Source organism: Microvirga pakistanensis, from assembly GCF_004458765.1.
GTDB classification, from domain to species: domain Bacteria; phylum Pseudomonadota; class Alphaproteobacteria; order Rhizobiales; family Beijerinckiaceae; genus Microvirga; species Microvirga pakistanensis.
Genome location: NZ_SPJX01000410.1, coordinates 70,242 through 96,616, shown reverse-complemented (window position 1 = coordinate 96,616; position 26,375 = coordinate 70,242). Strand labels below are relative to the sequence as shown.

Annotated in this window: 22 protein-coding genes; 14 read left to right on the top strand and 8 right to left on the bottom strand. The window is 64.3% G+C overall.

Translation table 11 applies throughout. From position 1 onward, the window contains the following. Window positions 1-112 precede the first annotated feature (112 nt). The gene (locus tag E4K09_RS19435) at window positions 113-847 is read left to right on the top strand and encodes a hypothetical protein (RefSeq protein ID WP_134499385.1); all 735 of its coding nucleotides are present in this window, start codon (window positions 113-115) and stop codon (window positions 845-847) included. On the opposite strand, the gene E4K09_RS19430 is transcribed toward E4K09_RS19435, so the two are convergent. Together E4K09_RS19430 and E4K09_RS19425 are read right to left on the bottom strand one after the other, a co-directional pair. Further along, complete coding sequence (locus tag E4K09_RS19430; protein WP_134499384.1) at window positions 844-2,052, bottom strand: NAD(P)/FAD-dependent oxidoreductase; 1,209 nt, start codon at window positions 2,050-2,052, stop codon at window positions 844-846. The genes E4K09_RS19435 and E4K09_RS19430 overlap by 4 nt on opposite strands. Further along, window positions 2,049-2,477 carry an Lrp/AsnC family transcriptional regulator gene (locus E4K09_RS19425; protein ID WP_204985764.1) on the bottom strand — a complete coding sequence of 143 codons (429 nt, stop codon included), beginning with the start codon at window positions 2,475-2,477 and terminating at the stop codon, window positions 2,049-2,051. The genes E4K09_RS19430 and E4K09_RS19425 overlap by 4 nt, the downstream gene beginning before the upstream one ends. 117 nt (window positions 2,478-2,594) lie before the next feature. Between E4K09_RS19425 and E4K09_RS19420 the strand changes: the two genes are divergently transcribed. The 3 genes from E4K09_RS19420 to E4K09_RS19410 all read left to right on the top strand — a co-directional run bounded on the left by E4K09_RS19420 (window position 2,595) and on the right by E4K09_RS19410 (window position 7,252). Next, complete coding sequence (locus tag E4K09_RS19420) at window positions 2,595-3,728, top strand: saccharopine dehydrogenase family protein (RefSeq protein ID WP_134499383.1); 1,134 nt, start codon at window positions 2,595-2,597, stop codon at window positions 3,726-3,728. Between the two features lie 213 nt (window positions 3,729-3,941). Beyond that, the gene (gene amaB / locus E4K09_RS19415; protein ID WP_134499382.1) at window positions 3,942-5,489 is read left to right on the top strand and encodes an L-piperidine-6-carboxylate dehydrogenase; all 1,548 of its coding nucleotides are present in this window, start codon (window positions 3,942-3,944) and stop codon (window positions 5,487-5,489) included. Window positions 5,490-5,572: 83 nt separating this feature from the next. Further along, the gene (locus tag E4K09_RS19410) at window positions 5,573-7,252 is read left to right on the top strand and encodes a thiamine pyrophosphate-binding protein (RefSeq protein ID WP_134499381.1); all 1,680 of its coding nucleotides are present in this window, start codon (window positions 5,573-5,575) and stop codon (window positions 7,250-7,252) included. A 152-nt stretch (window positions 7,253-7,404) separates the two neighbouring features. On the opposite strand, the gene tal is transcribed toward E4K09_RS19410, so the two are convergent. Together tal and E4K09_RS19400 are read right to left on the bottom strand one after the other, a co-directional pair. After that, window positions 7,405-8,376, bottom strand: coding sequence for a transaldolase (tal, locus tag E4K09_RS19405; protein WP_134499380.1), 972 nt, complete (start codon window positions 8,374-8,376; stop codon window positions 7,405-7,407). A gap of 69 nt (window positions 8,377-8,445) precedes the next feature. Further along, entirely contained in the window at window positions 8,446-9,336 is an 891-nt protein-coding gene (locus E4K09_RS19400; RefSeq protein ID WP_134499379.1) for a LysR family transcriptional regulator, read from the bottom strand. A 112-nt stretch (window positions 9,337-9,448) separates the two neighbouring features. On the opposite strand from E4K09_RS19400, the gene E4K09_RS19395 reads away from it, so the two are divergent. The 7 genes from E4K09_RS19395 to E4K09_RS19365 all read left to right on the top strand — a co-directional run bounded on the left by E4K09_RS19395 (window position 9,449) and on the right by E4K09_RS19365 (window position 16,668). Beyond that, window positions 9,449-10,945, top strand: a complete 1,497-nt coding sequence (locus E4K09_RS19395) for a CoA-acylating methylmalonate-semialdehyde dehydrogenase (protein WP_134499378.1) — start codon at window positions 9,449-9,451, stop codon at window positions 10,943-10,945. Window positions 10,946-11,043: 98 nt separating this feature from the next. Beyond that, a complete protein-coding gene (locus E4K09_RS19390) occupies window positions 11,044-12,195 on the top strand; it encodes an isobutyryl-CoA dehydrogenase (protein WP_134499377.1) in 1,152 nt (383 codons plus the stop codon). Next, window positions 12,192-12,563, top strand: a complete 372-nt coding sequence (locus E4K09_RS19385; protein WP_134499376.1) for a DUF5367 family protein — start codon at window positions 12,192-12,194, stop codon at window positions 12,561-12,563. The genes E4K09_RS19390 and E4K09_RS19385 overlap by 4 nt, the downstream gene beginning before the upstream one ends. Further along, on the top strand, window positions 12,560-12,994 hold the full coding sequence (locus E4K09_RS19380; RefSeq protein ID WP_134499375.1) for a DUF4267 domain-containing protein: 435 nt from the start codon (window positions 12,560-12,562) through the stop codon (window positions 12,992-12,994). Before E4K09_RS19385 ends, E4K09_RS19380 begins: the two co-directional genes overlap by 4 nt. Continuing rightward, window positions 12,991-13,881, top strand: a complete 891-nt coding sequence (gene mmsB, locus E4K09_RS19375; RefSeq protein WP_134499374.1) for a 3-hydroxyisobutyrate dehydrogenase — start codon at window positions 12,991-12,993, stop codon at window positions 13,879-13,881. Before E4K09_RS19380 ends, mmsB begins: the two co-directional genes overlap by 4 nt. A 251-nt stretch (window positions 13,882-14,132) precedes the next feature. After that, window positions 14,133-15,341, top strand: a complete 1,209-nt coding sequence (locus tag E4K09_RS19370) for a peptide ABC transporter permease (RefSeq protein ID WP_134499373.1) — start codon at window positions 14,133-14,135, stop codon at window positions 15,339-15,341. Between the two features lie 157 nt (window positions 15,342-15,498). Further along, window positions 15,499-16,668, top strand: a complete 1,170-nt coding sequence (locus E4K09_RS19365; protein WP_134499372.1) for a M20 aminoacylase family protein — start codon at window positions 15,499-15,501, stop codon at window positions 16,666-16,668. 101 nt (window positions 16,669-16,769) lie between these two features. Here the strand turns inward: E4K09_RS19365 and E4K09_RS19360 are convergent, their stop codons facing one another. The 4 genes from E4K09_RS19360 to E4K09_RS19345 all read right to left on the bottom strand — a co-directional run bounded on the left by E4K09_RS19360 (window position 16,770) and on the right by E4K09_RS19345 (window position 22,346). Beyond that, a complete protein-coding gene (locus E4K09_RS19360; protein WP_134499371.1) occupies window positions 16,770-17,903 on the bottom strand; it encodes an NAD-dependent epimerase/dehydratase family protein in 1,134 nt (377 codons plus the stop codon). A gap of 25 nt (window positions 17,904-17,928) precedes the next feature. Beyond that, on the bottom strand, window positions 17,929-19,224 hold the full coding sequence (locus E4K09_RS19355; RefSeq protein ID WP_134499370.1) for a polysaccharide biosynthesis/export family protein: 1,296 nt from the start codon (window positions 19,222-19,224) through the stop codon (window positions 17,929-17,931). An 11-nt stretch (window positions 19,225-19,235) separates the two neighbouring features. After that, complete coding sequence (locus E4K09_RS19350; RefSeq protein WP_166802416.1) at window positions 19,236-21,458, bottom strand: GumC family protein; 2,223 nt, start codon at window positions 21,456-21,458, stop codon at window positions 19,236-19,238. A gap of 102 nt (window positions 21,459-21,560) precedes the next feature. Beyond that, entirely contained in the window at window positions 21,561-22,346 is a 786-nt protein-coding gene (locus tag E4K09_RS19345) for a LuxR C-terminal-related transcriptional regulator (RefSeq protein ID WP_166802415.1), read from the bottom strand. A 473-nt stretch (window positions 22,347-22,819) separates the two neighbouring features. Between E4K09_RS19345 and E4K09_RS19340 the strand changes: the two genes are divergently transcribed. The 3 genes from E4K09_RS19340 (at window position 22,820) to E4K09_RS19330 (ending at window position 26,369) form a co-directional block, all read left to right on the top strand. Continuing rightward, entirely contained in the window at window positions 22,820-23,833 is a 1,014-nt protein-coding gene (locus tag E4K09_RS19340) for a glycosyltransferase family 2 protein (protein ID WP_244610600.1), read from the top strand. A 239-nt stretch (window positions 23,834-24,072) separates the two neighbouring features. After that, window positions 24,073-25,170, top strand: coding sequence for an MraY family glycosyltransferase (locus E4K09_RS19335; RefSeq protein ID WP_166802414.1), 1,098 nt, complete (start codon window positions 24,073-24,075; stop codon window positions 25,168-25,170). Continuing rightward, window positions 25,167-26,369, top strand: a complete 1,203-nt coding sequence (locus tag E4K09_RS19330; protein WP_134499365.1) for a glycosyltransferase family 4 protein — start codon at window positions 25,167-25,169, stop codon at window positions 26,367-26,369. The genes E4K09_RS19335 and E4K09_RS19330 overlap by 4 nt, the downstream gene beginning before the upstream one ends. Window positions 26,370-26,375 lie beyond the last annotated feature (6 nt).

Here is a 26,375-nt window from a genome sequence, read left to right as displayed (position 1 = left end):
TCATAGCCGGCTTCAAAATGGAAGCCCTTTTCATTGAAAAGACTTAACGACTGGGGATGGGAACAGGCCGGAAGCGCTCTTCGTTGAGGAAGTGACCCAACGGAAGAAACACATGCCCCAGATGATCACAGCCCTGTTCAGGGATACCGCCCAGGCCCGCCAGGCGCTTCAGGCGCTGATGGAATTGGGCATCGCCCGGCACCGGATCGTCACCGTCGGCACCGAAGACGCCCGGGAGATCTCCTCGATCTCGGGTTTCCGCAGCCTGTCGGCCCGGGACGATTCCCTTGAGGCCCTTCACGACCTGAACCTGCCGCAGGAAGACCTTCGCGTCTTCGGCCGGGCCCTCCACGAAGGCTGCACGATGATCGCCGTCCAGGTCGACCGGGACAATATGGAGGAGGCCGCCCGGGCCCTGGAAATGTTCGAGCCTCTCGACCTCGACAGCAGCAGCCGGGAATGGCTCAAGGCCGATGCCGGACAAAACGAGGGCGCAGACCTCGGCGCATCCCTGGCTGCTCCCCTGGGCGCAGGGCTGACCGGCGGCTCGCAGGCGGGCCAGACCAATACGGGCTCGCTTCCCGGCATGGGCCTGATGGCGGAGGGTGCCGACGATCTGGGCTCCGCCGACCTGCGCACCGGCGAGACCGGCCAGCCGAATGCGGGCGCGCAGACCACCACCGGAACAGGCGCCCGCCGGAGCGACGACCGGGCGGACCGGGAGGGTGTGAACGAGCTCGCCGTCGCCTCCCAGCCCTCCCCGGATCAGCCCGGCCTGATGCAACGGCACATGAACCGGGGCGGCCGGATCTGGGCCTATCGCACCTTCGACGAGGGCTCGGTTTAGATCACGTTGCGCTCGAGGAGCGGGCGGTTGGCCAGCACGCGCTCATAGCCGAGCTCGGAGAGATCGAGGGTGCGGTAGCCCCCATGGACGATCAGCTCCGACAGGCCGCGCCCGACGGCCGCCGCCTGCTGCAGGCCGTGGCCCGAGAAGCCGTTGCACAGATAGAAGTTCTCGATCTCGCCCGCCTGGCCGATGATGGCGTTGTGGTCGATGAGGCTCATGTCGTAGGGCCCCGACCATGCCCGGCCGGGCCTGATCGCCTCGAAAGCCGGGACGCGGTGCGCGAGTGATGGCCAGATGAACTCCTCGAAGAAGGAGAAGTCGATCTCCTGGCTCGCCGGATCCTCGTCGAACCAATCCGGGTCAAGATCCGCCTCCGGCGAGGCGCCGCAGATGAAGTTGCCCTCGCCTTCGGGGCGCACATAGGCGCCCGAGGTGTCGATGAGCAGAGGACAGTTCTCCACCGGCTCCTTGCAGGAGAAGGTGAACACGTAGCGGCGCTTGGCCTGCACGGGAATGGGGACGCCCGCCATCTCGGCAATCGCCCTGCCGCCCGAGCCCGCGCAGTTGATGAGCGTGCCGCAGGCGATGCGGGTTCCGTCCTTGAGGCGCACGGCAACGACGCGATTGCCGTCGCGCTCCACGTCGGCCACCTCGCCCTTCACGTATTCGGCGCCGAGGGAGCGGGCCTTCTTGCGGAAGGCCTGCAGCAGGCCCCAACCGTCGAACCAGCCTTCGCCGGAGCGTCCCCAGGTGCCGGCCGCAAGATCCTCCACGTTGAGCCAGGGGAACCGCTGTTTCAGCTCGTCGGGCTTCAGGAACAGGATATCGGCGCCTTCCGCAGTCTGCAGGGCCTGGTTCTCCCGGAGGATCTGCTCTCCGGCGTCCGACGCGCAATAGAGATAGCCACCCTCCCTCAAACCGATCTCCGGCCTGTCGCCGTCGACGGTGAGATAATCGCCGATGTTCCGCAGGAAGTGAATTCCATAAAGAGAGATCCGAATGTTCACCGCGCTTGAATATTGCTGGCGGATCGAGGCGGCCGAGAGGGCTGACGCCGAGAGCTGATAGGTCGGATCCTTCTCGATGACGACGACGCGCCCCTTGAAGCCGGAATCGGCGAGGAGATGGTAAGCGGTGGAGGAGCCCATGACGGCGCCGCCCACGATCACGACATCGGCGACATTGGAAGCTGGAGAGGTCATCGTTCGAATTTCGTTGAAAGAATGATGGAGGATTGCGTGCGCTCCACACCCTCCAGAGCGCCGATCCCGTCGATCGCGGCATCAAGGGTAGGAACGTCTTCTGCCTCTACCACCGCCAGGAGATCGAAGACACCGGCGACCGAATGAAGCGCGCGCAACTCTGGCATGCGCTGCAGCGCCGTGGCAACGGCCGCAGAGGCTTTTGGTGCGACCACGATGGTGACATGCGCCCGCACCATGCGGCGGCTGACCTCCTCGGCAAGCCGCAACGTATAGCCGACGATGATCCCGCGCCGCTCCAGGCTCTCCACCCTGGCCTGGACGGTCGTGCGGGAGAGCCTGAGACGCCGGGCGGCCTCCGCATGGCCGATCCGGGCGTTCTCGCGCAGAAGCGCGATTAAGGCACGATCCGTCGCGTCGAGCATCATTATGACCAATGTTAACGGCACTTCGCCGAGAAGTACTCGGCTTTCCGTCGGTTTGTCTATGGCGTTCTGCAAGGCTTTGCCCTCTTCTTCTCCCATCACAGGGAGATGCACCATATGAAATCCATTCTCGTCATCGGCGCCGGCAAGATCGGATCCACCATCGTCGACATGCTCCACGAGACCGGCGATTACGCGGTCACCGTCGCGGACGCCTCCGCCGAAGCCCTCGAGGCTGTGGCGAAGGACGGCATCAGGACGGTCCAGCTCGACTTCAACGACGCGGTCGCCTTGCAGAACGCCCTGAAGGGCCACTACGCGGTCCTGAGCGCCGCGCCCTACCACCTGACCGGCCACGTGGCCCAGGCCGCCCGCATTGCCGAGGTGAACTATTTCGACCTCACGGAGGACGTCGCCACCACGCGCATGGTGAAGGAGCTGTCGCAAGGGGCCGATACGGCCTTCATTCCCCAATGCGGCCTCGCGCCCGGCTTCATCTCCATCGTGGCGCATGACATCGCCAGCCGCTTCGACAAGCTCGATACGGTGCGCCTGCGCGTCGGCGCCCTGCCGCAATACCCCTCCAACGCCCTGTCCTACAATCTCACCTGGAGCACGGACGGCGTCATCAACGAGTACATCGAGCGCTGCGAGGCGGTGGTCGACGGACGCCTGCGCGAGGTGCCCGCCATGGAAGAACTCGAGGAATTCTCCCTCGATGGCACGCGCTACGAGGCCTTCAACACCTCGGGCGGCCTCGGCACCCTCTGCGAGACGCTCGAGGGCAAGGTGCGCAATCTCAACTACAAGACCATCCGCTATCCGGGCCATTGCGCGCTCATGCGCGTGCTCCTCAACGACCTGCAGCTGCGCAACCGTCGCGAGGTCCTGAAGGACATCCTGGAGAACGCCGTTCCCGCCACCATGCAGGACATGGTCATCGTCTTCGTGACCGTCACCGGGGAGCGCGGCGGCCGCTACGTGCAGGAAACCTATGCCCGCAGCATCTACGGCCAGACGATCGCGGGCCAGCAGCGCACCGCCATCCAGGTGACCACGGCCGCCGGCATCTGCGCGATGCTCGACCTTCTCGTCGAGGGCAAGCTGCCGCAACAGGGTTTCATCCGCCAGGAAGAGATCGATCTCGACACGTTCCTGGCCAACCGCTTCGGCCGTGTCTATGCGGGCGTGCGCCTGGACGAGAGCCACGAGCCGGCCGTGAAGAACATCCGCCTCGACGCCGTTGCATGAGGATTTGGAACAGGCTCCCGCTCGGAACCGAGCGGGAGCCTGTCGGGCTTCTTTCCGGAATCGCATGATCCTATTCGGGAAAAGAAGTTCCCACATTTCCCGGTCATGCATTAAGACGGTGGCCTGAAAGCCGCCGTCGTCCTTGTTTCAGGAACGGGCGAAGGTGGCGGGCTCGAGGAAGGAGCCCGGCCCCCGCCCCATGGGAGAATGAACATGTCCGCCCTGCCATCCGTTTCGACCTCGTCCGCCAGCGTGGCGGAAGAAGCCCGCGCCATTCTCGCCCGTCTCGGCGTGCCGGACAGCGCCTTCGCCCCCACGGGCCGTCCCGCCGCCTCCCCCATCACCGGCGAGGTGATCGCCCATGTGCGCGAGACCACGCCGGACGAGGCCAAGGCCGCCATCGGCCGCGCCGATGCCGCCTTCAAGGCTTGGCGCCAGATCCCCGCCCCGAAGCGCGGCGAGTTCGTGCGGCTGCTCGGCGAGGAGCTGCGCGCCGCGAAGGAGGACCTCGGCCGCCTCGTGACCCTGGAGGCCGGCAAGATCGTGTCCGAGGGCCTCGGCGAGGTTCAGGAGATGATCGACATCTGCGACTTCGCGGTCGGCCTCTCCCGCCAGCTCTACGGCCTGACCATCGCCACCGAGCGCGCCGATCACCGCATGATGGAAACCTGGCATCCGCTCGGCGTCTGCGGCGTGATCTCCGCCTTCAACTTCCCGGTCGCCGTGTGGTCCTGGAACGCGGCGCTCGCGCTCGTCTGCGGCGACTCCGTGGTCTGGAAGCCCTCGGAGAAGACCCTGCTGACGGCTCTCGCCACCCATGCCATCGCTCAGCGTGCCGCCAAGCGCTTCGGCGGCGTGCCGGAGGGACTTCTCGAAGTTCTCCTCGGCGGCCGTGAGATCGGCGAGATCCTGGTCGACGATCACCGCGTGCCGGTTCTCTCCGCCACCGGCTCCACCGCCATGGGCCGTCAGGTCGGCCCGAAGCTCGCGGCGCGCTTCGCGCGTGCGATCCTCGAGCTCGGCGGCAACAACGCCGCCATCGTGGCGCCCTCCGCCGATCTCGACCTTGCGCTACGCGGCATCGCGTTCGCCGCGATGGGAACCGCGGGCCAGCGCTGCACCACGCTGCGCCGCCTCTTCGTCCATGACAGCGTCTACGACCAGCTCGTTCCGCGTCTCGTCAAGGTCTATGGCAGCGCGAAGATCGGCGACCCTCGCGCCGAGGGCACGCTCATCGGCCCGCTGATCGACAAGGCGGCTTTCGAAGGCATGGAACGCGCGCTCGACGAGGCCCGCAACGCCGGCGGCATGGTGCATGGCGGCGGACGCTACACCGACGTGGCGGGCGAGGGCGTCTATGTTCGTCCCGCTCTGGTCGAGATGCCGGAGCAGACGGGCCCCGTTCTGCGCGAGACCTTCGCGCCGATCCTGTACGTGATGCGCTACACGGATTTCGACCAGGTGATCGAGCAGCACAACGCCGTCGGCGCCGGTCTCTCCTCCTCGATCTTCACGCTCAACCTGCGCGAGGCCGAGACCTTCGTGTCGGCCGTGGGTTCGGATTGCGGCATCGCCAACGTGAATATCGGCCCCTCGGGCGCCGAGATCGGCGGCGCGTTCGGCGGCGAGAAGGAAACCGGCGGCGGGCGCGAATCCGGCTCCGACGCTTGGAAGGCCTATATGCGCCGCGCCACCAACACGATCAACTTCGGCACCTCGCTTCCGCTCGCTCAGGGCGTGAAGTTCGACGTGGACGCCTGATCGTTCTTAAAAGACCGTCCGGAGGGCAGCGATGCCCTCCGGTTCCTTCATTCACGCTTCTTTGCATTTTTCGCGAGCCCTCCATGACAGCGACCTCCCGCACCGGCGGCCAGATTCTTGTCGATCAGCTGACTCTGCACGGAGTCGATCACATCTTCTGCGTTCCGGGCGAGAGTTATCTGGCGGCGCTCGATGCCCTGCACGACACCGACATCAACGTGACGGTCTGCCGCCAGGAAGGCGGCGCCGCGATGATGGCGGAAGCCTACGGCAAGCTCACGGGTCGTCCTGGCATCTGTTTCGTGACCCGCGGCCCCGGCGCGACCAACGCCTCGCCGGGCATCCACATCGCCAAGCAGGATTCCACGCCGATGATCCTCTTCGTCGGTCAGATCGAGCGCGGCATGCGCGAGCGCGAAGCCTTTCAGGAGCTCGATTACCGCGCCGCTTTCGGTCCCTTGGCCAAATGGGCGACGGAAGTGGACGATCCCGCGCGCTTCCCCGAGATCGTCTCCCGCGCGTTCCATGTGGCGACCTCGGGCCGCCCCGGGCCCGTCGTGATCGCCCTGCCGGAGGACGTGCTGACCGAGATGGCGGAGGTGGCCGATGCGCCGCGCTATCAGGTGATCGAGACGCATCCCTCGCTGGCTCAGATGGCCGAGCTGCAGAAGCTGCTGCAGGACGCGAAGAAGCCCGTGGCGCTGCTGGGCGGCAGCCGCTGGTCGGAGGTCGCCGTGCAGCGCTTCGTGCGCTTCGCCGAGCGCTTCGAGCTGCCGGTCGCCTGCACCTTCCGCCGGCAGATGCTGTTTCCCGCCGATCACGCCTCCTACATCGGCGATCTCGGCCTCGGCGTGAATCCCAAGCTGCTCGCGCGCATCAAGGAAGCCGATCTGATCCTGCTCGTCGGTGGGCGTCTCTCCGAGATTCCCAGCCAGGCTTATACGCTGCTCGACATCCCGGCGCCCCGCTCGACGCTCATCCACATCCATCCCGATTCGAGCGAGCTCGGGCGCGTCTATTCCCCCCACCTCGCCATCAACGCTTCGCCCGTCGCCTTCACGGCGGCGCTGGAAGGGGTGCATCCGCCGGCCACCCTGCCGTGGAGCGAAGGCACGAAGACGGCGCATGCGGATTATCTGGCCTGGAGCGATCCCGCGTCGATCAAGCATTCCGGCCAGTTGCAGATGGGTGAGGTGATGGCCCACCTGCGCGAGGTGATGCCCTCCGACACGGTCTACTGCAACGGTGCCGGAAACTTCGCCACCTGGGTTCACCGCTTTTGGCCCTTCCGCCATTACGGCACGCAGCTTGCCCCGACCTCCGGCTCCATGGGCTACGGCGTTCCGGCGGGCGTCGGCGCCAAGCGCATCAATCCCGACAGCACGGTCGTGGTGTTCGCCGGCGACGGCGACTTCCTGATGAACGGGCAGGAATTCGCGACCGCCGTCCAGTACGACCTGCCGATCCTCGTGATCCTTCTCGACAACGGCATGTACGGCACGATCCGCATGCACCAGGAGCGCGAATATCCGGGCCGCGTCTCGGCCACGATGCTGAAGAACCCGGACTTCGCGGCCTACGCCAAGGCGTTCGGCGGCTATGGCGAGCGCGTGGAGACAACGGAGGACTTCCCCGCGGCCCTCCAGCGCGCCCTCACCTCCGGCAGGCCCGCGATCCTGCACTGCATGCTGGACCCCGAGGCGATCACGCCCGCCATGTCCCTCTCGGCGATCCGCGACAAAGCGCTGGCAGGCAAGAAGTAAGCCCTGCCCTCCTCCTGGAGCGAAAGCGAGAAACGAGAAAAGGCGCTGCGGTCACCGCAGCGCCTTTTCTCTTGCGCTCTTGCTTTCTGGGATCACGCCGCAGCGAAAGCCTTGCCTGCGGGCTGCACCCCGATCGTGGCGGAGCCGGATGCTCAGGCGGCCTTCGCCTCATCGAGCCGCTTCGCCACGAGCGAGCGCAGCGAGCGCAGGTCCTTCACGAAGGAGCGGATGCCCTCGGCGAGCTTCTCGGTCGCCATCGCATCCTCGTTGAGGGCGAAACGGAAGGTCTTTTCATCCATACGGGGCAGAGGTGCGATCTTGTCGACATTGTCGGGCGAGAGCTTGCGCGGCAGCTCGCCTTCGGCCTTCGCCAGCTCGTCGAGGAGCGCGGGCGAGATGGTGAGGCGGTCGCACCCGGCCAAGGCCTCGATCTCCCCGGCATTGCGGAAGGACGCGCCCATCACCACGGTCTTGATGCCTTGCGCCTTGTAGGCCGCGTAGATGTTGCGCACCGAGATCACGCCCGGATCGGTCTCGCCCGTGTAGGGGCCACCGCCCGCCTTCACGTGCCAGTCGAGGATGCGCCCCACGAACGGCGAGATGAGGAACACGCCCGCTTCCGCGCAGGCCTGCGCCTGGGCCATGGAGAACAGGAGCGTGAGGTTGCAGTCGATGCCTTCCTTCTGGAGGATTTCCGCCGCGCGGATGCCTTCCCACGTGGAGGCGATCTTGATCAGGATGCGGTCGCGCCCGATGCCGCGCTCCTCATAGGCCTTGATGATCGAGCGGGCCTTGTTCACGGTCGCTTGCGTGTCGAAGGACAGGTCGGCGTCCACCTCAGTGGAGACGCGGCCCGGAACGATGCCGGCGAGCTCCGCCCCGAAGGCGACGGCCAGCCGGTCGCAGATGGAGGACACCGCGCCCTCCCGCGAGCCGCCCTGGCTGCGCCCCCAGGCGAGCGCCTCTTCGAGGATGTGACCGTAGGCCGGGGTCTCGACCGCCTTCAGCAGGAGGGTCGGGTTGGTGGTGCAGTCCTGAGGCTTCAGGCGACGCACCGCGTCGAGATCGCCGGTATCGGCGACAACCACCGTCATGGCGCGCAATTGGTCGAGCTTGGAAGGCATTCCGGTCTCCGTGGGTTTCGTTTGCGCCAGACTTAGTGGGTTAAGACCCTTCCGTGAAGGGAAAATGCGTCACATGAAGAGGCCGCGGTTGGCCTTGACCCTCTCCAGCATGAAGGCGTGGACCTCCGCGATGCGCTGCAGATTGCGTACTTCCGCGTGGGTGACGATCCAATAGGTCCGGGTGAAGGCGATCTCGGGCAGGATCACCCGCAGCTCCGGATATTGCCGGGCGGCGTAATCGTGCAGGATTCCGATCCCGACCCCAGCCCGCACCGCTTCGAGCTGCGCGACCACACTGGCGCATTCGTAGCGCCGGGGGCCATATTTCTCGAGACCGGAAAAATATTCCAGTGCCGGGCTGTAGATGAGATCCGCCACATAGGTGACGAGAAGCCGGCCCGACAGGTCCTCCGCCGTGACTGGAAAGCCGTGACGGTCGAGATAGTCCTGCGAGGCATACATCCTGAGACGGTAATCGGTGAGCTTGCGCGAGATCAGGCGCCCTTCCGTGGGCTGCTCGACCGTGACCGCGATGTCCGCCTCGCGCTTGGAGAGCGAGAAGGTGCGCGGCAGGGCGACGAGCTGGATCGTGAGATGCGGATGGCGCTCGGCCAGGGCCCCGAGTTCCGCCGCCAGGAAGTAGGTGCCGAGCCCGTCCGGCGCGCCCACGCGCACGATGCCTGAGAGAGCGAGATCCGATCCGCCCACTTCGCTGGCCACCGCCAGCGCCTGGCTTTCCATGCTCTCCGCCTTCGCCAGCAGCCGTTCCCCTTGCTCGGTTAAGGTGTAGCCTTGCGGCCTGCGCTCGAAGAGCTGGGCCTGAAGGGCCTTTTCAAGGGACGAGATGCGACGGGAAACCGTGGTATGATCGGCCTCGAGCCGGCGAGCGGCCACGGTCAGCCGGCCGGCGCGGGCCACCGCCAGGAAAAAGCGGAGATCGTCCCAATCGAAAGTGCTCATGCCCACCCTCTAGCATATTGGTGTTTTTGCACAACGTGGCTTCATCTTCGCCCATAGCCGTGCGGTTTCGACAATGCTAGAACAGGGCACCTAAAATCAGGAGAGAAACGCCATGCGCGAAGTCGGACATTTCATCGGCGGCAAGCAAGTTCCCGGAAAGTCGGGTCGCACCACCGAATTCTTCCAGCCCATGACCGGCGAGGTCATCGGCCGGGTCGCGCTGGCGTCCAGGGACGAGCTGCGTCAGGCGGTCGAGAACGCCAAGGCCGCCCAGCCCGCCTGGGCCGCCACCAACCCGCAGCGCCGCGCCCGCGTGATGATGAAGTTCCTGGAGCTCATCGCCAAGGAAACGGATTCGCTGGCGGAGCTCCTCGCCCGCGAGCACGGCAAGACCATCCCCGACGCCAAGGGCGACATTCAGCGCGGCGTCGAGGTGGCGGAATTCGCCTGCGGCATCCCGCACCTCCTGAAGGGCGAGTTCACGGAAGGCGCAGGCCCCGGCATCGACATGTACTCGATCCGCCAGCCCCTCGGCGTGGTTGCCGGCATCACGCCGTTCAACTTCCCGGCCATGATCCCGATGTGGAAGTTCGCCCCCGCCATCGCCTGCGGCAACGCCTTCATCCTCAAGCCATCCGAGCGCGATCCGGGCGTGCCGATGCGCCTCGCGGAAATCATGATCGAGGCCGGTCTTCCCGCCGGCATCCTCAATGTCGTCAATGGCGACAAGGAGGTGGTGGACGCGATCCTCGACGATCCCGACATCAAGGCCGTGGGCTTCGTCGGCTCCTCGCCGATTGCGCAGTACGTCTATTCCCGCGCCACCGCCAACGGCAAGCGCGCCCAGTGCTTCGGCGGCGCGAAGAACCACATGATCATCATGCCCGACGCCGATCTCGACCAGGCGGCGGACGCGCTCATCGGCGCCGGCTACGGCTCTGCGGGCGAGCGCTGCATGGCGATCTCGGTCGCCGTTCCCGTCGGCAAGGCGACCGCCGACGCGCTGCTCGACAAGCTGATCCCGCGCGTGGAGAGCCTTAAAGTGGGCCCCTCCACCGATCCGTCCGCCGATTTCGGCCCCATGGTGACCAAGGCACACATGGAGAAGGTGCGCTCCTACGTCGATCTCGGCGTTCAGGAAGGCGCGAAGCTCGTGGTCGATGGCCGTAACTTCAAGATGCAGGGCTACGAGAACGGCTTCTACATGGGCGGCTGCCTCTTCGACGAGGTGAAGACCGACATGCGCATCTACAAGGAAGAGATCTTCGGCCCCGTGCTCTCGGTGGTGCGCGCCAAGAACTACGACGAGGCGCTGCGCCTGCCCTCCGATCACGAATACGGCAACGGCGTCGCGATCTACACCCGCGACGGCGACGCCGCCCGCGACTTCGCTTCCCGCGTGAACGTTGGCATGGTCGGCATCAACGTGCCGATCCCGGTGCCGCTCGCCTATTACACCTTCGGCGGCTGGAAGGCCTCGGGCTTCGGTGACCTGAACCAGCACGGCCCGGACGCGGTGCGCTTCTACACCAAGACGAAAACCGTCACCTCGCGCTGGCCGTCCGGAATCAAAGAGGGCGCGGAATTCTCCATTCCGACGATGCGCTAGGAACCTTCAGGGTGGCCGGGACGAAAGTCCCGGCCATTTTTGTCTCTCAATCCAAAGTCGGGGTGCACGAAGCGCCCCTCTCATGCCGATTTAGAGCCATGACACAGTTCTCCTTGACCGAAGACCAGATTGCCGTCCGCGACATGGCCCTTGCCTTCGCGGCGGACAACCTTGCGCCTCATGCCCTCGAATGGGACGAAAAGAAGCATTTTCCCGTGGACGTGCTGCGGGAGGCGGCGTCCTTAGGCATGGCGGCGATCTATACCCGAGACGATGTCGGCGGATCGGGCATGACGCGCCTCGACGCGGCCCTCATCTTCGAGGCGCTCGCCACCGGCTGCCCGGCCATCTCGGCGTTTCTGTCCATCCACAACATGGTCGCGTGGATGATCGACCGCTACGGCTCGGAGGAGCAGCGGAGCCGCTTCCTGCCGCAGCTTTGCACCATGGAGCTCATCGGCAGCTACTGCCTGACCGAGCCCGGCTCCGGCTCGGATGCGGCGGCGCTCAAGACCAAGGCGGTGCGCGACGGCGACCATTACGTCGTCAACGGCGTCAAGCAGTTCATCTCCGGTGCCGGCACCTCCGACATCTACGTGACCATGGTGCGCACGGGCGAGGAAGGTTCCTCCGGCATCTCGACGCTCGTCATCGAGAAGGACAGGCCCGGCGTCTCCTTCGGGGCGCAGGAGAAGAAGATGGGCTGGAACGCGCAGCCCACCGCCGCCGTGATCTTCGAGGACGTGCGCGTGCCCGTGGCCAACCGCCTGTCGGACGAGGGCATGGGCTTCAAGATCGCCATGGCGGGCCTCGACGGCGGGCGCCTCAACATCGGTGCGTGCTCGCTCGGCGGGGCGCAGTCCGCCCTCGACAAGGCGCTGGCCTATACCAACGACCGCAAGGCCTTCGGCAAGCGGATCGCGGATTTCCAGGCGCTGCAGTTCAAGCTCGCCGACATGGCGACCGAACTCGAATGCGCGCGCACCTTCCTGTGGCGTGCGGCCTCCGCGCTCGACGCCAAGGCGCTCGATGCGACGAAGCTCTGCGCCATGGCCAAGCGCATGGCCACGGATACGGGTTTCGAGGTCGCGAATGCCGCCCTTCAGCTTCATGGCGGCTATGGCTACCTGGCGGATTACGGCATCGAGAAGATCGTGCGGGACCTGCGCGTCCATCAGATCCTGGAGGGCACCAACGAGATCATGCGCCTCATCGTGGCCCGCGATCTGGTGGGACGGGGCAATCGATGACCATCCGAGCGCTGGGCCTCGGCTTCGGCATCGCCTCGGCGATTTTCGCTCTGTTTCTGCTGGCGGGTCCCTGGTTTTTCGTGGAAGGGCGCAGGCCCTTCCAAATCAATTTTTCAGCCGGAGCCGCTTTGGGCCTTTTGCTGGGCCTTTGCATCTCCCGCCTTCTGAATGTGCCGTCTCACCAGGCGGTGAGTGCGACGGCACTCGCCGCTGCTCCCGGCATGATGATCATGGCAGCCGTCGGCTCACACTTTGCGGTGTTCTTCCCAGGGCTGAACCCGTCTCTCGACAAGGTATTCGGCTCGCTCATGCTCTGGTTCTACGGATTTTGTCTCATGGGGGCGCTCTGGAGGGCCCGGAAGCCATGACCCATACGGGGAGCAGGCGCGGACTCCCGGCCGGTGAGCCCAGCACTTGGCTCGTGCGTCTCCTGAGTCTGGGTTTCATGGTCCTTGGCCTGGTCTTCGTTTTCGCGCCGCGCGCAGGTGCCTCTCTCTTCGGGCTTCCTGCACCGGAGTTCGAAAGCTCGGGCTATCTGCCGGCCATAGGCCTGCGCGACCTCGCCTTCGGACTTTATCTGCTGATCCTTTCGTTCACGTCGACACAGCGCGTACTCGGCCTGATCTTCGCCGCGACTCTCGTGATCCCCATCGGCGATCTCGTGATTGTCGCCTCCGCGCGCGGACCGGACGCCATTTCGAACCTAATGCTGCATGGGGTGAGCGCAGCCGTCATGGCAGGCGCGTCGCTCTGGCTGCTCAGAACAGCATCACATGACAAACAGGGAGGACAACAATGACCAGAATCGCCTTCATCGGCCTCGGCAACATGGGCGGCCCCATGGCGGCCAATCTCGTCAAGGCGGGACACGCTGTGACGGGCTTCGACCTTTCTTCGGCCTCCTGCGATCAGGCGCGGTCCGATGGCGTGGCGATCGCCGGCTCCACGGCCGATGCGGTGCGCGACGCGGAGATCGTCGTCACCATGCTGCCGGCCGGAAAGCATGTGCTCTCGGTCTGGACCGACATTCTGCCTGCCGTGAAGGACGGCTCCCTGGTGATCGACTGCTCGACCATCGATGTGGACAATGCCCGCAGGGCGCATGCCATGGCCCGCGAGCAGGACCGCAACCTCCTGAGCCTCGATGCTCCGGTCTCGGGCGGCGTCGGCGGCGCCAAGGGCGCGACGCTGACCTTCATGGCCGGCGGCACTGGCCAAGCCTTCGACCGCGCCGAACCCATTCTCTCGGCGATGGGCAAGAAAGTCGTCCATTGCGGCGAGGCGGGTGCGGGCCAGGCGGCGAAGATCTGCAACAACATGATCCTCGGCATCTCGATGATCGGCGTAGCGGAAGCGTTCGTGCTGGCCGAAAAGCTGGGGCTCTCGCACCAGGCCCTCTTCGACGTGGCCTCCACCTCCTCGGGCCAGTGCTGGTCGCTCACCACCTATTGCCCCGTGCCCGGCCCGGTACCGACCTCACCCGCCAACAACGGCTACAAGCCGGGCTTCGCGGCGGCGCTGATGCTCAAGGATCTGAAGTTGGCCCAGGAGGCTGCCCTTGCGTCCGGAGCCTCGACGCCGCTCGGCGCAGAGGCCGCCCAGCTCTATGCGCTCTTCAACGGCGCGGGCCACGAGGGCGACGACTTTTCAGGCATCATCAACTTCCTGCGCGGGCAGAAGGCGTGATCGTGGGCGGCCACATGGCATGGCCGGACTCATGGCCCGGCCATCGGACCCCGAGGCGATCGGGGCTCCGGAGGATTCCTCCTCCGGCGGAGCGTCGGGTGACGACGCGCGAACCAGGCCGGCCGACAGGCTATGACAGGCAGCTTGAGTTTAAAGGTCCGGGATGTGTTGCACGACACCTACAGCATTCGCTCTCTTGGTCGATTAGCTTGACCCTTCCCTGATCGCCCAACCGACGATTGCCAGCCCGCATGGTTCGATCCGCCTTTCCAACGGCCAATCCCTCCACCGACGCCGCCGCCCTGTTGCGGCGCCTCGGTTTCGCGATTTTGCTGTTCGCCATTCCGCTGGCGGCGCTTTTCACCCGCCGCGCCCTCGTGGTGATGACGCCCCTGGCGGTGGCGCTCATCGTCATAGCGGCGTTTCTCGACGGAAGCGCGACGAACCCCCGGCAGAGGGCCATGGGCCTCGTGACCTCGCGCGCCGGACTCGCGGGGCTCCTCCTGGTGTTCTGGGCGGCCCTGTCGCTGATCTGGACCCCCTTCGTGCCCCAGGCCTCGGAACGGCTCCTCAACATCATCGCGATGGGCTTGACCGCGGCGGCAGGTTATCTGGCCCTGCCGGAACGGATGCGCTCCGCCAACCTGTACCTGCTCCCGGTCGGGGCGGGCCTTGCTGGCCTGGTCGGCATCGCCATGCTCCTCAAGGGTGGCGGCCACCTTGAGCCCGATGGGCTGGGCGTGGAGCGCGGCATGGTCGTCCTCGTCCTGTTGCTCTGGCCCGCATTGACATGGCTTCACTCCCGAGGACGAAACCTGGAAGCGGTCGCGCTGGCCCTGACGGTCGCCGTGGGCACCTTCCTCACGGCGGATCCCCTGCCCTCCATCGGTCTCGTCGTCGGGGCCCTCGCTTTTGCCCTGACGGCCGCCAGCCCGCGAACCGGTTCTCGCCTGATCGGCCTGCTCATGGCAGGGCTTCTGATCGCCGCGCCTGTTCTGCCTTTCGTCCTGAAGCCCGTGGCCGGGATGCTGGGGGCAAGCTCGTCCAGCATGGCGAGCCTCGATATCTGGCAGGCCCTCGTGCTCAAGGAGCCCCTGCGCTTTCTCACCGGCCACGGGCTCGAAACGGCCTGGCGCGGACGTCTGTTCGGCCTCTTGCCTCCCGCGGCTCCCTTCAGTCTCCTGTTCGAGGTCTGGTACGAACTCGGCATCGTGGGGGCCGTGTCCGGGGCCGTGCTGCTCCTCCAGGCCGCTTTCGGCGCGCGAGGGCATCGCCCCATCCTCGGACCCGGCATCATGGCATCCTTCGCCACGGCTTTCGCCCTCGGTGCCTGCGGCATCGGCACCGCCCAGGTCTGGTGGTTCACGGCGCTCGTCGTTCTGGTGCTGGTTTTCGTGGCCGTCGAACGCGGGCAGTTCCGCACCAAACGTCCGAAGGCCATTCTGCGCCGCCTGCGCTGAGCGAGGGGCTGCCCTGGAGCATTTTCGGCAACGTGGGCCCGGTTCGCCGCCCCGGAAATGCGGCAAGCCGGAGAAGAGAGCCGTTTCCATTCATGTTGACCGATGCCACCCGCCTCTGGTTCGCTGGCGGGCGCTCGATTCGTGCAAAGGATATTCCATGGCCATCATCAACCGCGTTGCCGATCTCGCCGATGAGATCACCACCTGGCGGCGGGATTTCCACGAGAACCCCGAGCTTGGATACGACGTTCATCGCACGGCCGGGATCGTCGCGGAGAAGCTGAAGAGCTTCGGATGCGACGAGGTGGTGACCGGCATCGGCCGCACGGGCGTCGTCGGCATCATCAAGGGCAGGACGAACTCGTCCGGCAGGGTCATCGGCCTGCGCGCGGACATGGACGCCCTGCCGATCCTGGAAGCGACCGACCTGCCCTACACGTCCAAGGTGCCGGGCAAGATGCATGCCTGCGGCCACGACGGCCATACCGCCATGCTGCTCGGCGCAGCGAAGTACCTTGCCGAAACGCGCAATTTCGACGGAACGGCGGTGATGATCTTCCAGCCGGCGGAGGAGGGCGGCGGCGGTGGCGACGCCATGGTGAAAGACGGCCTCATGGAGCGCTTCGGCATCCAGGAGGTCTACGGCATGCACAACTGGCCGGGCGTGGCGGTGGGGCATTTCGCCATGCGCAAGGGGCCGGTCATGGCGGCGGCGGATCGTTTTACGATCACCATCGAGGGCAAGGGCGGCCACGCGGCCTATCCCCACAAATGCATCGATCCCATCGTGACGGCTGCGCACATGATCACCGCCCTGCAATCCGTGGCGTCCCGCAGCGTCGACCCGCTCGAATCGGTCGTGGTGTCCGTCTGCTCCGTCAAGGCGGGCGACACCTTCAACGTCATTCCGCAGACCGCGACGCTGCTCGGCACCGTACGCACGCTCTCGGCCGCCATCCGCGACCTGGCGGAAACGCGGATCCGCACCATCGTCGAGAACACCTGCGCATCCTTCGGAGCGAGGGCTTCCATCAGGTATGATCGCGGCTATCCCGTAACCGTGAACGACGCCGAGAAAACCGAGTTCGTCGCCTCGGTCGCGAAGGCCGTTGCCGGCGAGAGCGCCGTGCAGACGCAGTTTCCGCCGGAAATGGGCGCCGAGGATTTCTCCTACATGCTGGAGAAGCGCCCGGGCGCCTATATCTTCCTCGGGAACGGCGACACGGCGGGCGTGCATCACCCCGCCTACGACTTCAACGATGCGGCCACGCCCTATGGCGTGTCGCTCTGGGCGAAGATCATCGAAACAGGCATGCCGGCGCGATGAGCCATCCGCAGGTCGACGCCCAGGCGGATCAGTCTGGGCGCTCGCGCATCAAGGATGCCTGCGCTTCGGCCTGGGCGGATTCCGGGACATCAGAGGAAAGCTCACAACGCGAGCTTCTCCCTTGCAGGCCTCACATGAGCAAGGGCAGCATCGATGCTCGGCATGGCCTGATGCGCCAGCCGCTCGTTGTCGCCCGACCGCCAGTAGAGATCGTTGCTCAGACGACCCGCCGAGATATGCTCTTCGAGCACTTTGAGACGCATGAAGGACGAGTTGCGGAAAGCACCGTCCTTGAAGTTCATCCGCTCGAGCCCCTTCTTCAAGCCTCCGATGGCGGCGGCCAGAGAAACCTGCGGCTGATGGTCGGGCGCGAGCTTCCGGAACAGGCTGAAGTCGACGCGGTATGAGCGCCTGTCGGGCGGAGCATCGGCATTGATGGTGACCCGCACCCCGGGAATCATGTCCGCAACGGCATTGGCGAGGTCGCGCACCTGATGGTTCCAGGCCTCGCTGCCGGCATTCACGGCCAGAAAGTCTCCCGCTTCCGAGGTCCGCTCCAAGGCCCAGTCGATCGCACGGGCCATGTCCTCCACATGGATCAGGGGCCGCCACGGCGTTCCGTCGCTCAGAACCGTGATCTCGCCATTCGCCAGAGCGCAGGCGACGAAATCGTTCAGAACGAGATCGAGCCGCAGACGCGGAGACATTCCGCAGGCGGTTGCAAAACGAAGAGCCGTCACCACCATGTCGCCACGATCCATGGTCCGAAGACTCTCTTCCGTGGCGAGCTTCGAGCGAGCATAGGCGGTCAGCGGGTTCAGCGGATCGGTCTCCAGCCGCGGCCTGTCTCCGGCAGCGCCGTACATGCTGCAGCTCGACGCGAAGATATAGCGCTTGACGCCGGCGTCTCGAGCCATCTCGGCAAGCCGGACGCTCGCCAGGTGATTGATCTCGTTTGTGGGCGTCTCGAACTTGCTGCCCATCGGGTCGTTGGAGATGGCCGCCAGCTGGATGACGGCATCGATGCCGGACAAGGCGTCCCGCGGGATCTGGCGGACATCGCCGAAGACTTGAACGTTGGCCTGGCACTCCGGAAGGAGGCTTGCATCCGTCAGACAATGCCCGAAATAGCCGGTGTCGTAACCGGCGATCCAGGCCTCCGGGCGCTGCATCCGCAGGTGTCGGACCAGAACGGGTCCCACATAGCCCATGTTTCCCGTGATCAGGATTCTCATGTTGATCGTCTCCGTCCTCGCCTTGTCAATTGATGTCTGCAGAAATCTGGGCCGAGGCGCCGCGCGGGCGCGATTGGCTGGCGGCCCGTGCCTGTGCCACCTCCCGACGCTCCACCCGTAGAATGTCGCCTGGCCGGATGGCCGCGAGATCGTCCACTTCCATCGAGCTGTACTGCCCTGCGGATCGACGCGTGAGCGTGAAGACGGTTCTCCACGACCGTGGGCCGGTACGCTCGCCGAGCTTCGCCTGCAGTTCGGCGATCACGGAAACGGCGGAGGCGATTTTCTGCTCGGTCCGTGCAATCGTCAGGTTGAGCTCCTTCAGATTCTGCGTGTTCTCGCCAATCCTCGTGTTGCGAACCTCGACGAGCTTCAGGTCGATTTCAAGCTGTTTCTGTTTCGCGCGGGCCAGGGCGAGGCGAAGATCGAGCGCATTGCGTTTGACCGCCGAGAGCTCGCGCTTGAGGCCCAGCACCCGGGGCTGAACCGTAATGCCCCGTTCGAGCAGCTTCTCCGCGGTGGCGAGTTCCTGTTCGAGGAGCGCCACCTCGCTGTCATGAAGGGCAATGCTGGACTGGAGCGAGCGAATCTCCTGCTCGTAGCCTTCGCGCTGATTGCTCAAGGCCTTTTCCTGATCCAGACGCGCCTCCCGGCGGGTCCGGAAGAGCGCGATCTCGTCATTGACGATGCGCTGCTGGAGATGCGGCGTTACGAAGCTCTCCTCCGGAACGGCACCGGCGTCGAACGGGGCTTCTTTGATCTCTGCCTCGAGGCGAGACTTCAGCGCAACCTGGGAAAAGCGCGTCAGGCGGAGGTCGCTGAGCTCGGTCTCGGCGTTGATGAGGGAGACGAGGCTGGATTCGGCTTCCGGCGCCACTCTGCGGGGTCCGCCGGCAAGCGCCATCAGCTCGAGGACGATCATTCTGGGCCGGAATTGGAACGCCCCTGGCTTCTCGACATCGCCGGCGACGAAGACAGGAGCGTACTCCGCCACCTCGACGGTCAGGTTACGTCCATTCGGACTGAACGCGGAAACGCGCTCGGCAAGCTGGCGCGTGACGTCCGCGCTGGTCAGGTCCTGAACACTGAATTCACCCACCAGGGGATAATTGATGACCCCGCCAGGACCGACACGATACTGCCCGGATAATCCGTCCTCACCGTAAACCTTGATCGACAGAACGTCGCCCTCCCCGATCGCATAGCCCTGATCGGCGGCTTGAGGGAAACCAAGGCCGAGCAGGAGGAAGGCAGCGCTAAAGAGCCAAGGTGAGTAACGCTTCTTGGAGCAGCAGCCCCATGAACGAGATGTGCGAGGCATGGTCTCTCTCTTCAGAGCGGTGGTGTTGAGGGACGATCGTTGGCAGCCCTGTTCATCCTCGTGACATTGACGGTCTTCAGATGAATCCTTGAATGCGCACCCGACTCTTCGAAGAAGGGTCCGGGCTGTCTTCTGACGGCCACGGGCGTCGGATGATCGACGAGCATGTCCATGGCCTCGTAGGACGGGCCACGAGGATCGACGCCGTTGAGCACAATCCCGGCCACGGGGGCGGAAAAGATATTGAGCTCGTCGAGGGCCGCCATCACGGCCGAATCGGCCGTGACACCCCAGCGCACCGTGAGGAGAACCGCATCGGCATAGGCGGCCACGAGTGCGGCATCCACCGCCGCACGGACGGGTGGAGTATCGATGATCACGAAGTCGTATCGTTCGCGGAGACTGCGGATGAGCGTCTTGAAGGCACTGCCCTGCAGGATTTCATGGGGATGCTGCTTGGCGGGGTTCGCGGCGACGAAATCCGCTCCCGACGTCTCGTCGTGGCGGACGATGTCGAGCAGGCTCCTTGCGTTCGAAACAAGGTCGTTGAGACTTGGGATCGAGCCATACCCGAAGGTGGCGGCGACGTTGGGACGGTGCAGGTCGGCATCGACCACGATGACCTTTTTGCCGGTCGCCGCCAGCGTCCGGGCCAGGGAGATGCATGTGGTCGATTTTCCCTCTCCCCGCTCGGATGACGTCACCACGATCACTTTCGCCCGGCTCATGAAGCGGGACCGTTGCAGCGCGGCGGCAAGACGTCTGAGGGCCTCGCTGTAAGCAGATCTCGGAACCGTCACGACCTGATCCTGCGGCTTGAGCCGGCTCTCCTTGGGCAGGCTTGGAATCCGGCCGATGACCGGAAGACCGACCAGCTCCTCCAAACGCAGGCCCGACCGGACGCGCCGGTCCAGGCGATCGACGGCGAATGCCAGTCCGCCCGCGCCGATCGTCCCGATCATCACACTGAAGATGAGCATGGCAAGCGGGTTTCTTCCCGATGCGGACACGGGAACTTCGGCCGCCGAGATCAGCCGCGCCTCCGGGGCGACAAACCCCTCCTGCTCGATCGTTTGCTTGTACCGTGTGAGGAAACTTTCATAAATCGCACGGTTCGCATTCGCCTCGCGTTCGAGCTGCTGGAGCCTGACGAGATTCTTGCTTTCCTGGGCGGTTCTCTCCCAGGTTTCGGCGATCGCGCGTTCGAGATCGTTTTCGCGGCGGAGGATCACCTCGACTTCGCTGGCGAGACTGTCGACGATGCGAGAAATCTCATCATCCACCTGCCTCCGCAGGGACGCCTGCTGAACTTTCAGGGACGAGAGCTGCACGCTCTGCGTCGCACCGCTGTTGTTCAGATCCTGGATGGCCCGTTCGATCTGGGCTCCCTGCTGTCGCAGGTTCTGGATGACGGGCGACCTTACGACCTCTGCAAAGGCATCACCGCCGGTCTCGGAGACCCTATACTGTCTTGCAACGTCGATCCTGGCCTCGGCCGCCGCGCGCTCTGCCCGAACCTGGATGAGCTGGAGGTTGAGGGCATTCAGCCGATTCGCCTGCAACGTCATGCCGTTTGCCTCGACGAGCTCCGCACTTTGGCGAAACGCCTGGACGGCGCGCTCCGAATTCTCGAGCGCGCTGCGAAGCTCGCCCAGTCGGTCGGCCAGCCAGTGACTGACGCCTCGCGTGGCGGATGTCTGGATCGATGCGAGATGCGCAAGGTACGCATCGGCGTACGCGTTCGCCACCCGCGCCGCGAGCGCCGGATCCGCCGCTGCGAACGAGATGAACACCGTGTAGGAGCGCCCGTCATTGTCGACCCGGAGACCGGACAGGAGGAAGTCGATGACCCTTCGCTTCTGCAACTCCGCCATGGTCAGACCTGTTTCACTCTCACCGCCCGGGCGGAGGAGGGATCTCAGGGTCGCGAAAATGGACGTAGAGCCCACCTCATCTTGGACAATAAGAGGTTGCTGGGTCTTATCGAGGTGCCGCATGACCTCTTCGGCCATGGTTCTGGAGGCGATCACATCGATTTCAGTGCGGAGGAAGGGGCTTTCCTGTGAAAGCCGGGAGACGACGACATCCTGGGGAACCGCCTGGATCTTGCGCGCGTCGAGGGCGATCGCCGCCGTTGCGACATACTGCTCCTTCTGCAGAGCCGTCAGTCCCAGGCCGGCCGCAGCGCTGACGATCAACGTAACGACGACGATCCATTTTCTCCGAAGGATCACTCCTATCAACTCATGAGGCTTGATCTGAAGGCTACGGGCAGGCGATTCCTTCGATATGGTCACAGCAGGTCTCCGATCATGCCGTCTACGTCCGAGACTTCCTCAGGCCGTCGTTTCGTGACTTGTGAGGTAGGCGACTTCGGTTCTGTTGCGGGCCTTGAGCTTTCTCATGATGTTCCGCACATGGACCTTGACCGTGCTCTCCCTCATGTTCAGCTCGTACGCGATGATCTTGTTCGCCTTTCCCTGTCGAAGAGCCTTCAGGACGGCATATTGCCTGGCGGTGAACTTTCCATCCGCACTGCCTTTGTCCGACGTGTCCTGTTCCTCACTCGTTTTCTTCCAGGACATCAGGCTGTTGGCCGGCACATAGATCCCTCCTGCCTTGACCAAGTGCATCGCTTCGATCGCAATATCCAGATTGAGGCTTGAGGGAATGAAGCCCCGTACGCCCTTGGCAAGGGCGCTCATCATCTGATCGATATCTTCCATATCCGAGAGGATGACGACGGGAACCGAATGGGGAGAACCTGTCAGGAGAGAGATTCCACGTTCGGTCTCTTCGTCCTTTATCTTTTGGCTCCCGAGGCAGAGGAGAACCAAGGACGCCTGGCTGTGAAGATGCGGAGACTCGATCCATTCCCGGATGCTCGAGAAGGCGAGAATGCTCGCGCCCGGTGCAGCCACTTTCAACGACCGGACGAAGCAGTCGCGCATCAAGGCACGAGGCTCGATCATGGCGATGGTGAGATCCGACAGGCGACCGAGGCTCTCGAGGGGCCACCTCTTCTGAGCCTCGTAGCTGTCATCGTCGCCATGTGAGCGCCCAAGAACGTCTTTCTCAAGAACTCTTGCCACAGGTGAGAAGCTCCATTGTTCAGTCGACATGTGATACTCCGGCAATAAAAGGCCGCCCGCAGAACATGCTGCGTTCGCGTTCCTCATCAGAACGACTGAGCCTGTGTGGCGAAAGCTGTAATGCACATCTACTCTTGTTGAGCGTGCACTCGGTTACGACCCAAGGTCGAACTACTGGGAATTTAAGCAGATCAACGTTTTGCTGAATAGGGCTTGATCGTGGCTACAACGGATACTCCCGCTACCCAGTATGAATAATTCTGCCGGTTTTTTGCCTCATATTGGACACATCTCTTAATAGCGCTTGATCCCGCTCACCCTGCTCTGCGCGCCGAAAGGCAGATCTGTTCACCCAAAGGGGTAGATGGCTACGTCCTTTCCAGCCTTGCTCGCGGCAAGCGCGCCGGTGGACAATTTTTGGCATCATGACCGGGTGGCGTCCGGCAGATGCCGATCGACCGAATCGACAATCCGACGCCCGACCGGGAGGAGATGAGCTTTCAATGGCCAGCATCGACGTCGTCATTCCTTCCTACCAATATGGACGTTACTTGCGAGAATGCGTGCAGAGCGTTCTTGATCAGGACGTCGATGAGCTGCGCGTTCTCATCATCGACAACGGATCGACGGACGGCAGCGCGGACATCGCCCGTCAGCTTGCCGCGGAAGACGCCAGGGTCAGTGTCGTTGCTCACAGTGTCAATCGAGGGCCCCATGCCTCCTTCAACGAGGGAATCGACTGGGCTACGGCGGACTATTTCCTACTGCTTTTTGCGGATGATCTTTTGACACCGGGGGCATTGTCTCGCGCCATCGCGATCATGGAGGAGCACCCTGACATCAGCGTCACCTATGGGCGAGCCGCAGCTCTCTATGGGGATGCCCCGGCCAGCTCTCTTGAAATCCCGCCGCAGAAATCCGATTGGCGGATCATGGACGGCCTCGCATTCATCGATCGGTTCTGCCGCACCGCCGTGTTTCACGTCCCCGGATCCGCCCTGATCGTCAGGACATCCGCTCAAAAGCAAGCAGGCCACTACCGGCCTGAACTGCCGCACTCTGACGATTACGATGTATGGCTTCGCCTGGCATGCCGAGGACGCGTCGCAGAGACGGACGCGTTTCAGGCGATCCTGCGCATGCACGGATCCAATCGTTCCACACTCCTCGCCCAGGTTCATGTCTGGCATCTTGTCCATACGGAGATGGCGATCGATTGCTTCTTCGCCAACGACGGGGCCGCTCTTCCGGGCGCGTCCAACCTGCTTCACATGGCGCGGCGCAGCCTCGCCGAGCGCGCTTACTGGTCGGCCGTTTCCAACCTGGCCCGCGGCAGCCTGCGGGATTGCTTCGCGCTGCTGCGCTTCGCCGTCCGACGCCGGCCCAGCCTCCTCCTTCTTCCCCCTCTCGGCTATCTTCTTCGGAGGGATGATACGTCGGCGCGCATCCGGCACATCCTCATGAACCTCATCCCGGGGCGTCAGCTTCCGGCCACTCGGGCCACTCTCGAAGGTTGAGGCTGGCCCCCGCGGTCCCCACTCGCCCTAGACCCATGGCAGATTTCGCTCTCACCTAAAGGTGGATGCATCGACCCGTTCGATGGAGAGCGGTACCCGAAAAGCGAAGAGGCAACAATCCGAGATTGCGCGGTACTATGAACGCACGCTTTCGCCTCGGAAGCCGTGTCGCCTGCCCGATGTGCTCCAGGCCTGTCGAGAAGGGCGCCGCAAAAGGTACCAATCATGGTGGCAGCAGGATGCAACCTCATCTGACCCACTTCTTGAATGCCTTCCTTCTCAGCGTCGTGATGATCATGATGCTGGAGAGAGTAGCCTTCCGCGTCGGCCTTGTTGATTATCCGACAGAGAGGAAGGCGCATGGGCGTCATGTTCCCCTTGTTGGTGGACTGGCGATCTTCATGTCGTTCCTCGTTGCCTCCTTCCTGGCCGAGGAGGCCCAAAGAGCGCCTTGGAACTTCATCGTCGGCGCGGGCGCTCTCGTGATGCTGGGCGCTCTCGACGACATTCTCGATATCCCTGCGCTCATCAAGCTGATGGTTCAGATCATTGCAGCGTCCATCATCATCATTCCCGGTTGGCACCTGATCGGCAGCCTTGGCGATCTCTTCGGACAAGGCAGCGTTCACCTCGGGCCTGCGGCTCTTCCCTTCACTCTCGTGTTCATGGTCGGATTGATCAACGCCTTCAACATGCTCGATGGCGTCGATGGGGTCGCCGGCGGCGCAGCCGCATGCGCCTTCTTCTGGCTTGCCGTCATGGCCTCCTCGGGTGATCAGGTCGGCATCACCGTTCCCTTGCTGCTGTTGCTGTCCGCGACGCTGGGCTTTCTGACCTTCAACATGCGTCACCCATGGTGCCAGCGGGCCCGCGTTTTCATGGGGGATGCAGGCAGCACCATGCTCGGCGCAGCCATCGCATTCTTCACGATCTCCCTGAACAGCCGCTCCACGGGCGAGATCAGCCTGCCGGCTCTGCTCTGGCTTTTCGCCGTTCCCGCTCTCGACACGCTCAGCCTGATCGTTCGCAGGATCTGGGCAGGGCGCAGTCCCTTCTCGGCCGATCGCGATCACCTTCATCACCTGTTCCTCGAGAGCGGAGCGACGCCGGGGCAAGCCAGCGCGATCGTTGTGGCGCTGTGCGCGCTGCACGGCGCCATCGGAACGGCAGGGGCTGTCCTCGGCGTCCCGGATAGCCTTCTGGTCTGGGGGCTTCTGGTGCCCGCCGCGCTCCATACGCTGTTCGTCCTTTGGAGATCGGCCGAACGAAGCACGGCAGCGCTCGTGCGGATGCCCGCTCTCGACACGTCCGCACCCTCGAACGGACGTCGCCCATGAAACTCGCATACTTCGTCTTTCCGCATGCCGGCGGAACCTATTCGGTCTTTCGCAATCTCCGGAACGGTCTCCTTCCATTCGGCATCGATCTGCGGTGGATGGGTGTTGGAGGGGCGGCCCGGAAGGCCGCGGAATCTCCTGAATGGGCCAGTGAGCGGGATCTTGGCTTCGCGGTCGGGCATGATCGGCAATCCGATGTCGATATGGCGCAGGAGGTCATCCATCTGCTGGAGCAAGAGGAGTTTTCGGGGGTCTTCGTGAATGTCCTCGGCGGCAGGGTCGAAACCAACGTCATGCGCTACCTGCCGGAGCGGCTCCTGAAAATCATGGTCGTTCACACGATCACGCCGGCAACCTACGCCGCAGCGCGTTCGATCCGGGAGCATGTCCATGCAACCATATGCGTTTCGCCCAGGATCCAGGCCGATCTCACCGGCAGGCACGGCTTCGACGAGCGCTGGACGATCACCATTCCCAACGGCGTCGATTTGAGCCGCGGGGGCCTTTCCGAAAGCCAGAGAGAGGAACGTGGCCCCGATATCATCTTTCTTGGCAGGATCGACGACTCGTCGAAGGGGGTCTTTTGGCTGCCGGAGATCCTCCGCCAGCTGCCGGAGGAGATCCGCCTCACGGTTGCAGGCGACGGGCCTGATCTGCCCCGTCTTCGACGAAAGTGTGCCGATCTGGGCGAGCGGGTCACATTTCTCGGTGCCGTACCGGCGGCGCGGGTCGGAACGCTGTTGTCCGAGCACGGCATCTTTCTCATGCCGTCCCGGTATGAGGGCTATCCCGTGGCTCTCATCGAGGCGATGGCGGCCGGCTGTGTGCCCGTCGCTTCGCAGATCAAGGGCGTGACGAGCGCCATCGTCACCCATGGCGAGGACGGCCTCCTTTTCCCGATCGGCGACAGGCATCGGGCCGCGCTTTCCATCCGGGAACTGAGCGACTATCCCGAACGACTGGCGTCGATGTCCCGGCGAGCGAGAGCGAAAGCGCACGCCGCGTTCAACCTCGCCGTCATGTCGGATGCGTATCGGGATCTGCTCAGGCGCCTGTCCCGGGACCCGCCCCGCACAGCGACGCCGCTCCCGATTCAACACTGGTCCATGGCGGGCGGATTGGAGCCTTCCTTGAGGAGCTATCTCCCGGTTCCCGTCAAGAACTTCCTCCGTCTGACGAAAGAGCGCTTCATCGCATGAGAGTCC

Excerpts from the sequence above, each read along its gene's own strand:
- E4K09_RS19435 (WP_134499385.1), top strand. The coding sequence starts at position 113 with ATGCCCCAGATGATCACAGCCCTGTTCAGGGATACCGCCCAGGCCCGC.
- E4K09_RS19430 (WP_134499384.1), bottom strand. The coding sequence starts at position 2,052 with ATGACCTCTCCAGCTTCCAATGTCGCCGATGTCGTGATCGTGGGCGGC.
- E4K09_RS19425 (WP_204985764.1), bottom strand. The coding sequence starts at position 2,477 with ATGCTCGACGCGACGGATCGTGCCTTAATCGCGCTTCTGCGCGAGAAC.
- E4K09_RS19420 (WP_134499383.1), top strand. The coding sequence starts at position 2,595 with ATGAAATCCATTCTCGTCATCGGCGCCGGCAAGATCGGATCCACCATC.
- amaB (WP_134499382.1), top strand. The coding sequence starts at position 3,942 with ATGTCCGCCCTGCCATCCGTTTCGACCTCGTCCGCCAGCGTGGCGGAA.
- E4K09_RS19410 (WP_134499381.1), top strand. The coding sequence starts at position 5,573 with ATGACAGCGACCTCCCGCACCGGCGGCCAGATTCTTGTCGATCAGCTG.
- tal (WP_134499380.1), bottom strand. The coding sequence starts at position 8,376 with ATGCCTTCCAAGCTCGACCAATTGCGCGCCATGACGGTGGTTGTCGCC.
- E4K09_RS19400 (WP_134499379.1), bottom strand. The coding sequence starts at position 9,336 with ATGAGCACTTTCGATTGGGACGATCTCCGCTTTTTCCTGGCGGTGGCC.
- E4K09_RS19395 (WP_134499378.1), top strand. The coding sequence starts at position 9,449 with ATGCGCGAAGTCGGACATTTCATCGGCGGCAAGCAAGTTCCCGGAAAG.
- E4K09_RS19390 (WP_134499377.1), top strand. The coding sequence starts at position 11,044 with ATGACACAGTTCTCCTTGACCGAAGACCAGATTGCCGTCCGCGACATG.
- E4K09_RS19385 (WP_134499376.1), top strand. The coding sequence starts at position 12,192 with ATGACCATCCGAGCGCTGGGCCTCGGCTTCGGCATCGCCTCGGCGATT.
- E4K09_RS19380 (WP_134499375.1), top strand. The coding sequence starts at position 12,560 with ATGACCCATACGGGGAGCAGGCGCGGACTCCCGGCCGGTGAGCCCAGC.
- mmsB (WP_134499374.1), top strand. The coding sequence starts at position 12,991 with ATGACCAGAATCGCCTTCATCGGCCTCGGCAACATGGGCGGCCCCATG.
- E4K09_RS19370 (WP_134499373.1), top strand. The coding sequence starts at position 14,133 with ATGGTTCGATCCGCCTTTCCAACGGCCAATCCCTCCACCGACGCCGCC.
- E4K09_RS19365 (WP_134499372.1), top strand. The coding sequence starts at position 15,499 with ATGGCCATCATCAACCGCGTTGCCGATCTCGCCGATGAGATCACCACC.
- E4K09_RS19360 (WP_134499371.1), bottom strand. The coding sequence starts at position 17,903 with ATGAGAATCCTGATCACGGGAAACATGGGCTATGTGGGACCCGTTCTG.
- E4K09_RS19355 (WP_134499370.1), bottom strand. The coding sequence starts at position 19,224 with ATGCCTCGCACATCTCGTTCATGGGGCTGCTGCTCCAAGAAGCGTTAC.
- E4K09_RS19345 (WP_166802415.1), bottom strand. The coding sequence starts at position 22,346 with ATGTCGACTGAACAATGGAGCTTCTCACCTGTGGCAAGAGTTCTTGAG.
- E4K09_RS19340 (WP_244610600.1), top strand. The coding sequence starts at position 22,820 with ATGGCCAGCATCGACGTCGTCATTCCTTCCTACCAATATGGACGTTAC.
- E4K09_RS19335 (WP_166802414.1), top strand. The coding sequence starts at position 24,073 with ATGCAACCTCATCTGACCCACTTCTTGAATGCCTTCCTTCTCAGCGTC.
- E4K09_RS19330 (WP_134499365.1), top strand. The coding sequence starts at position 25,167 with ATGAAACTCGCATACTTCGTCTTTCCGCATGCCGGCGGAACCTATTCG.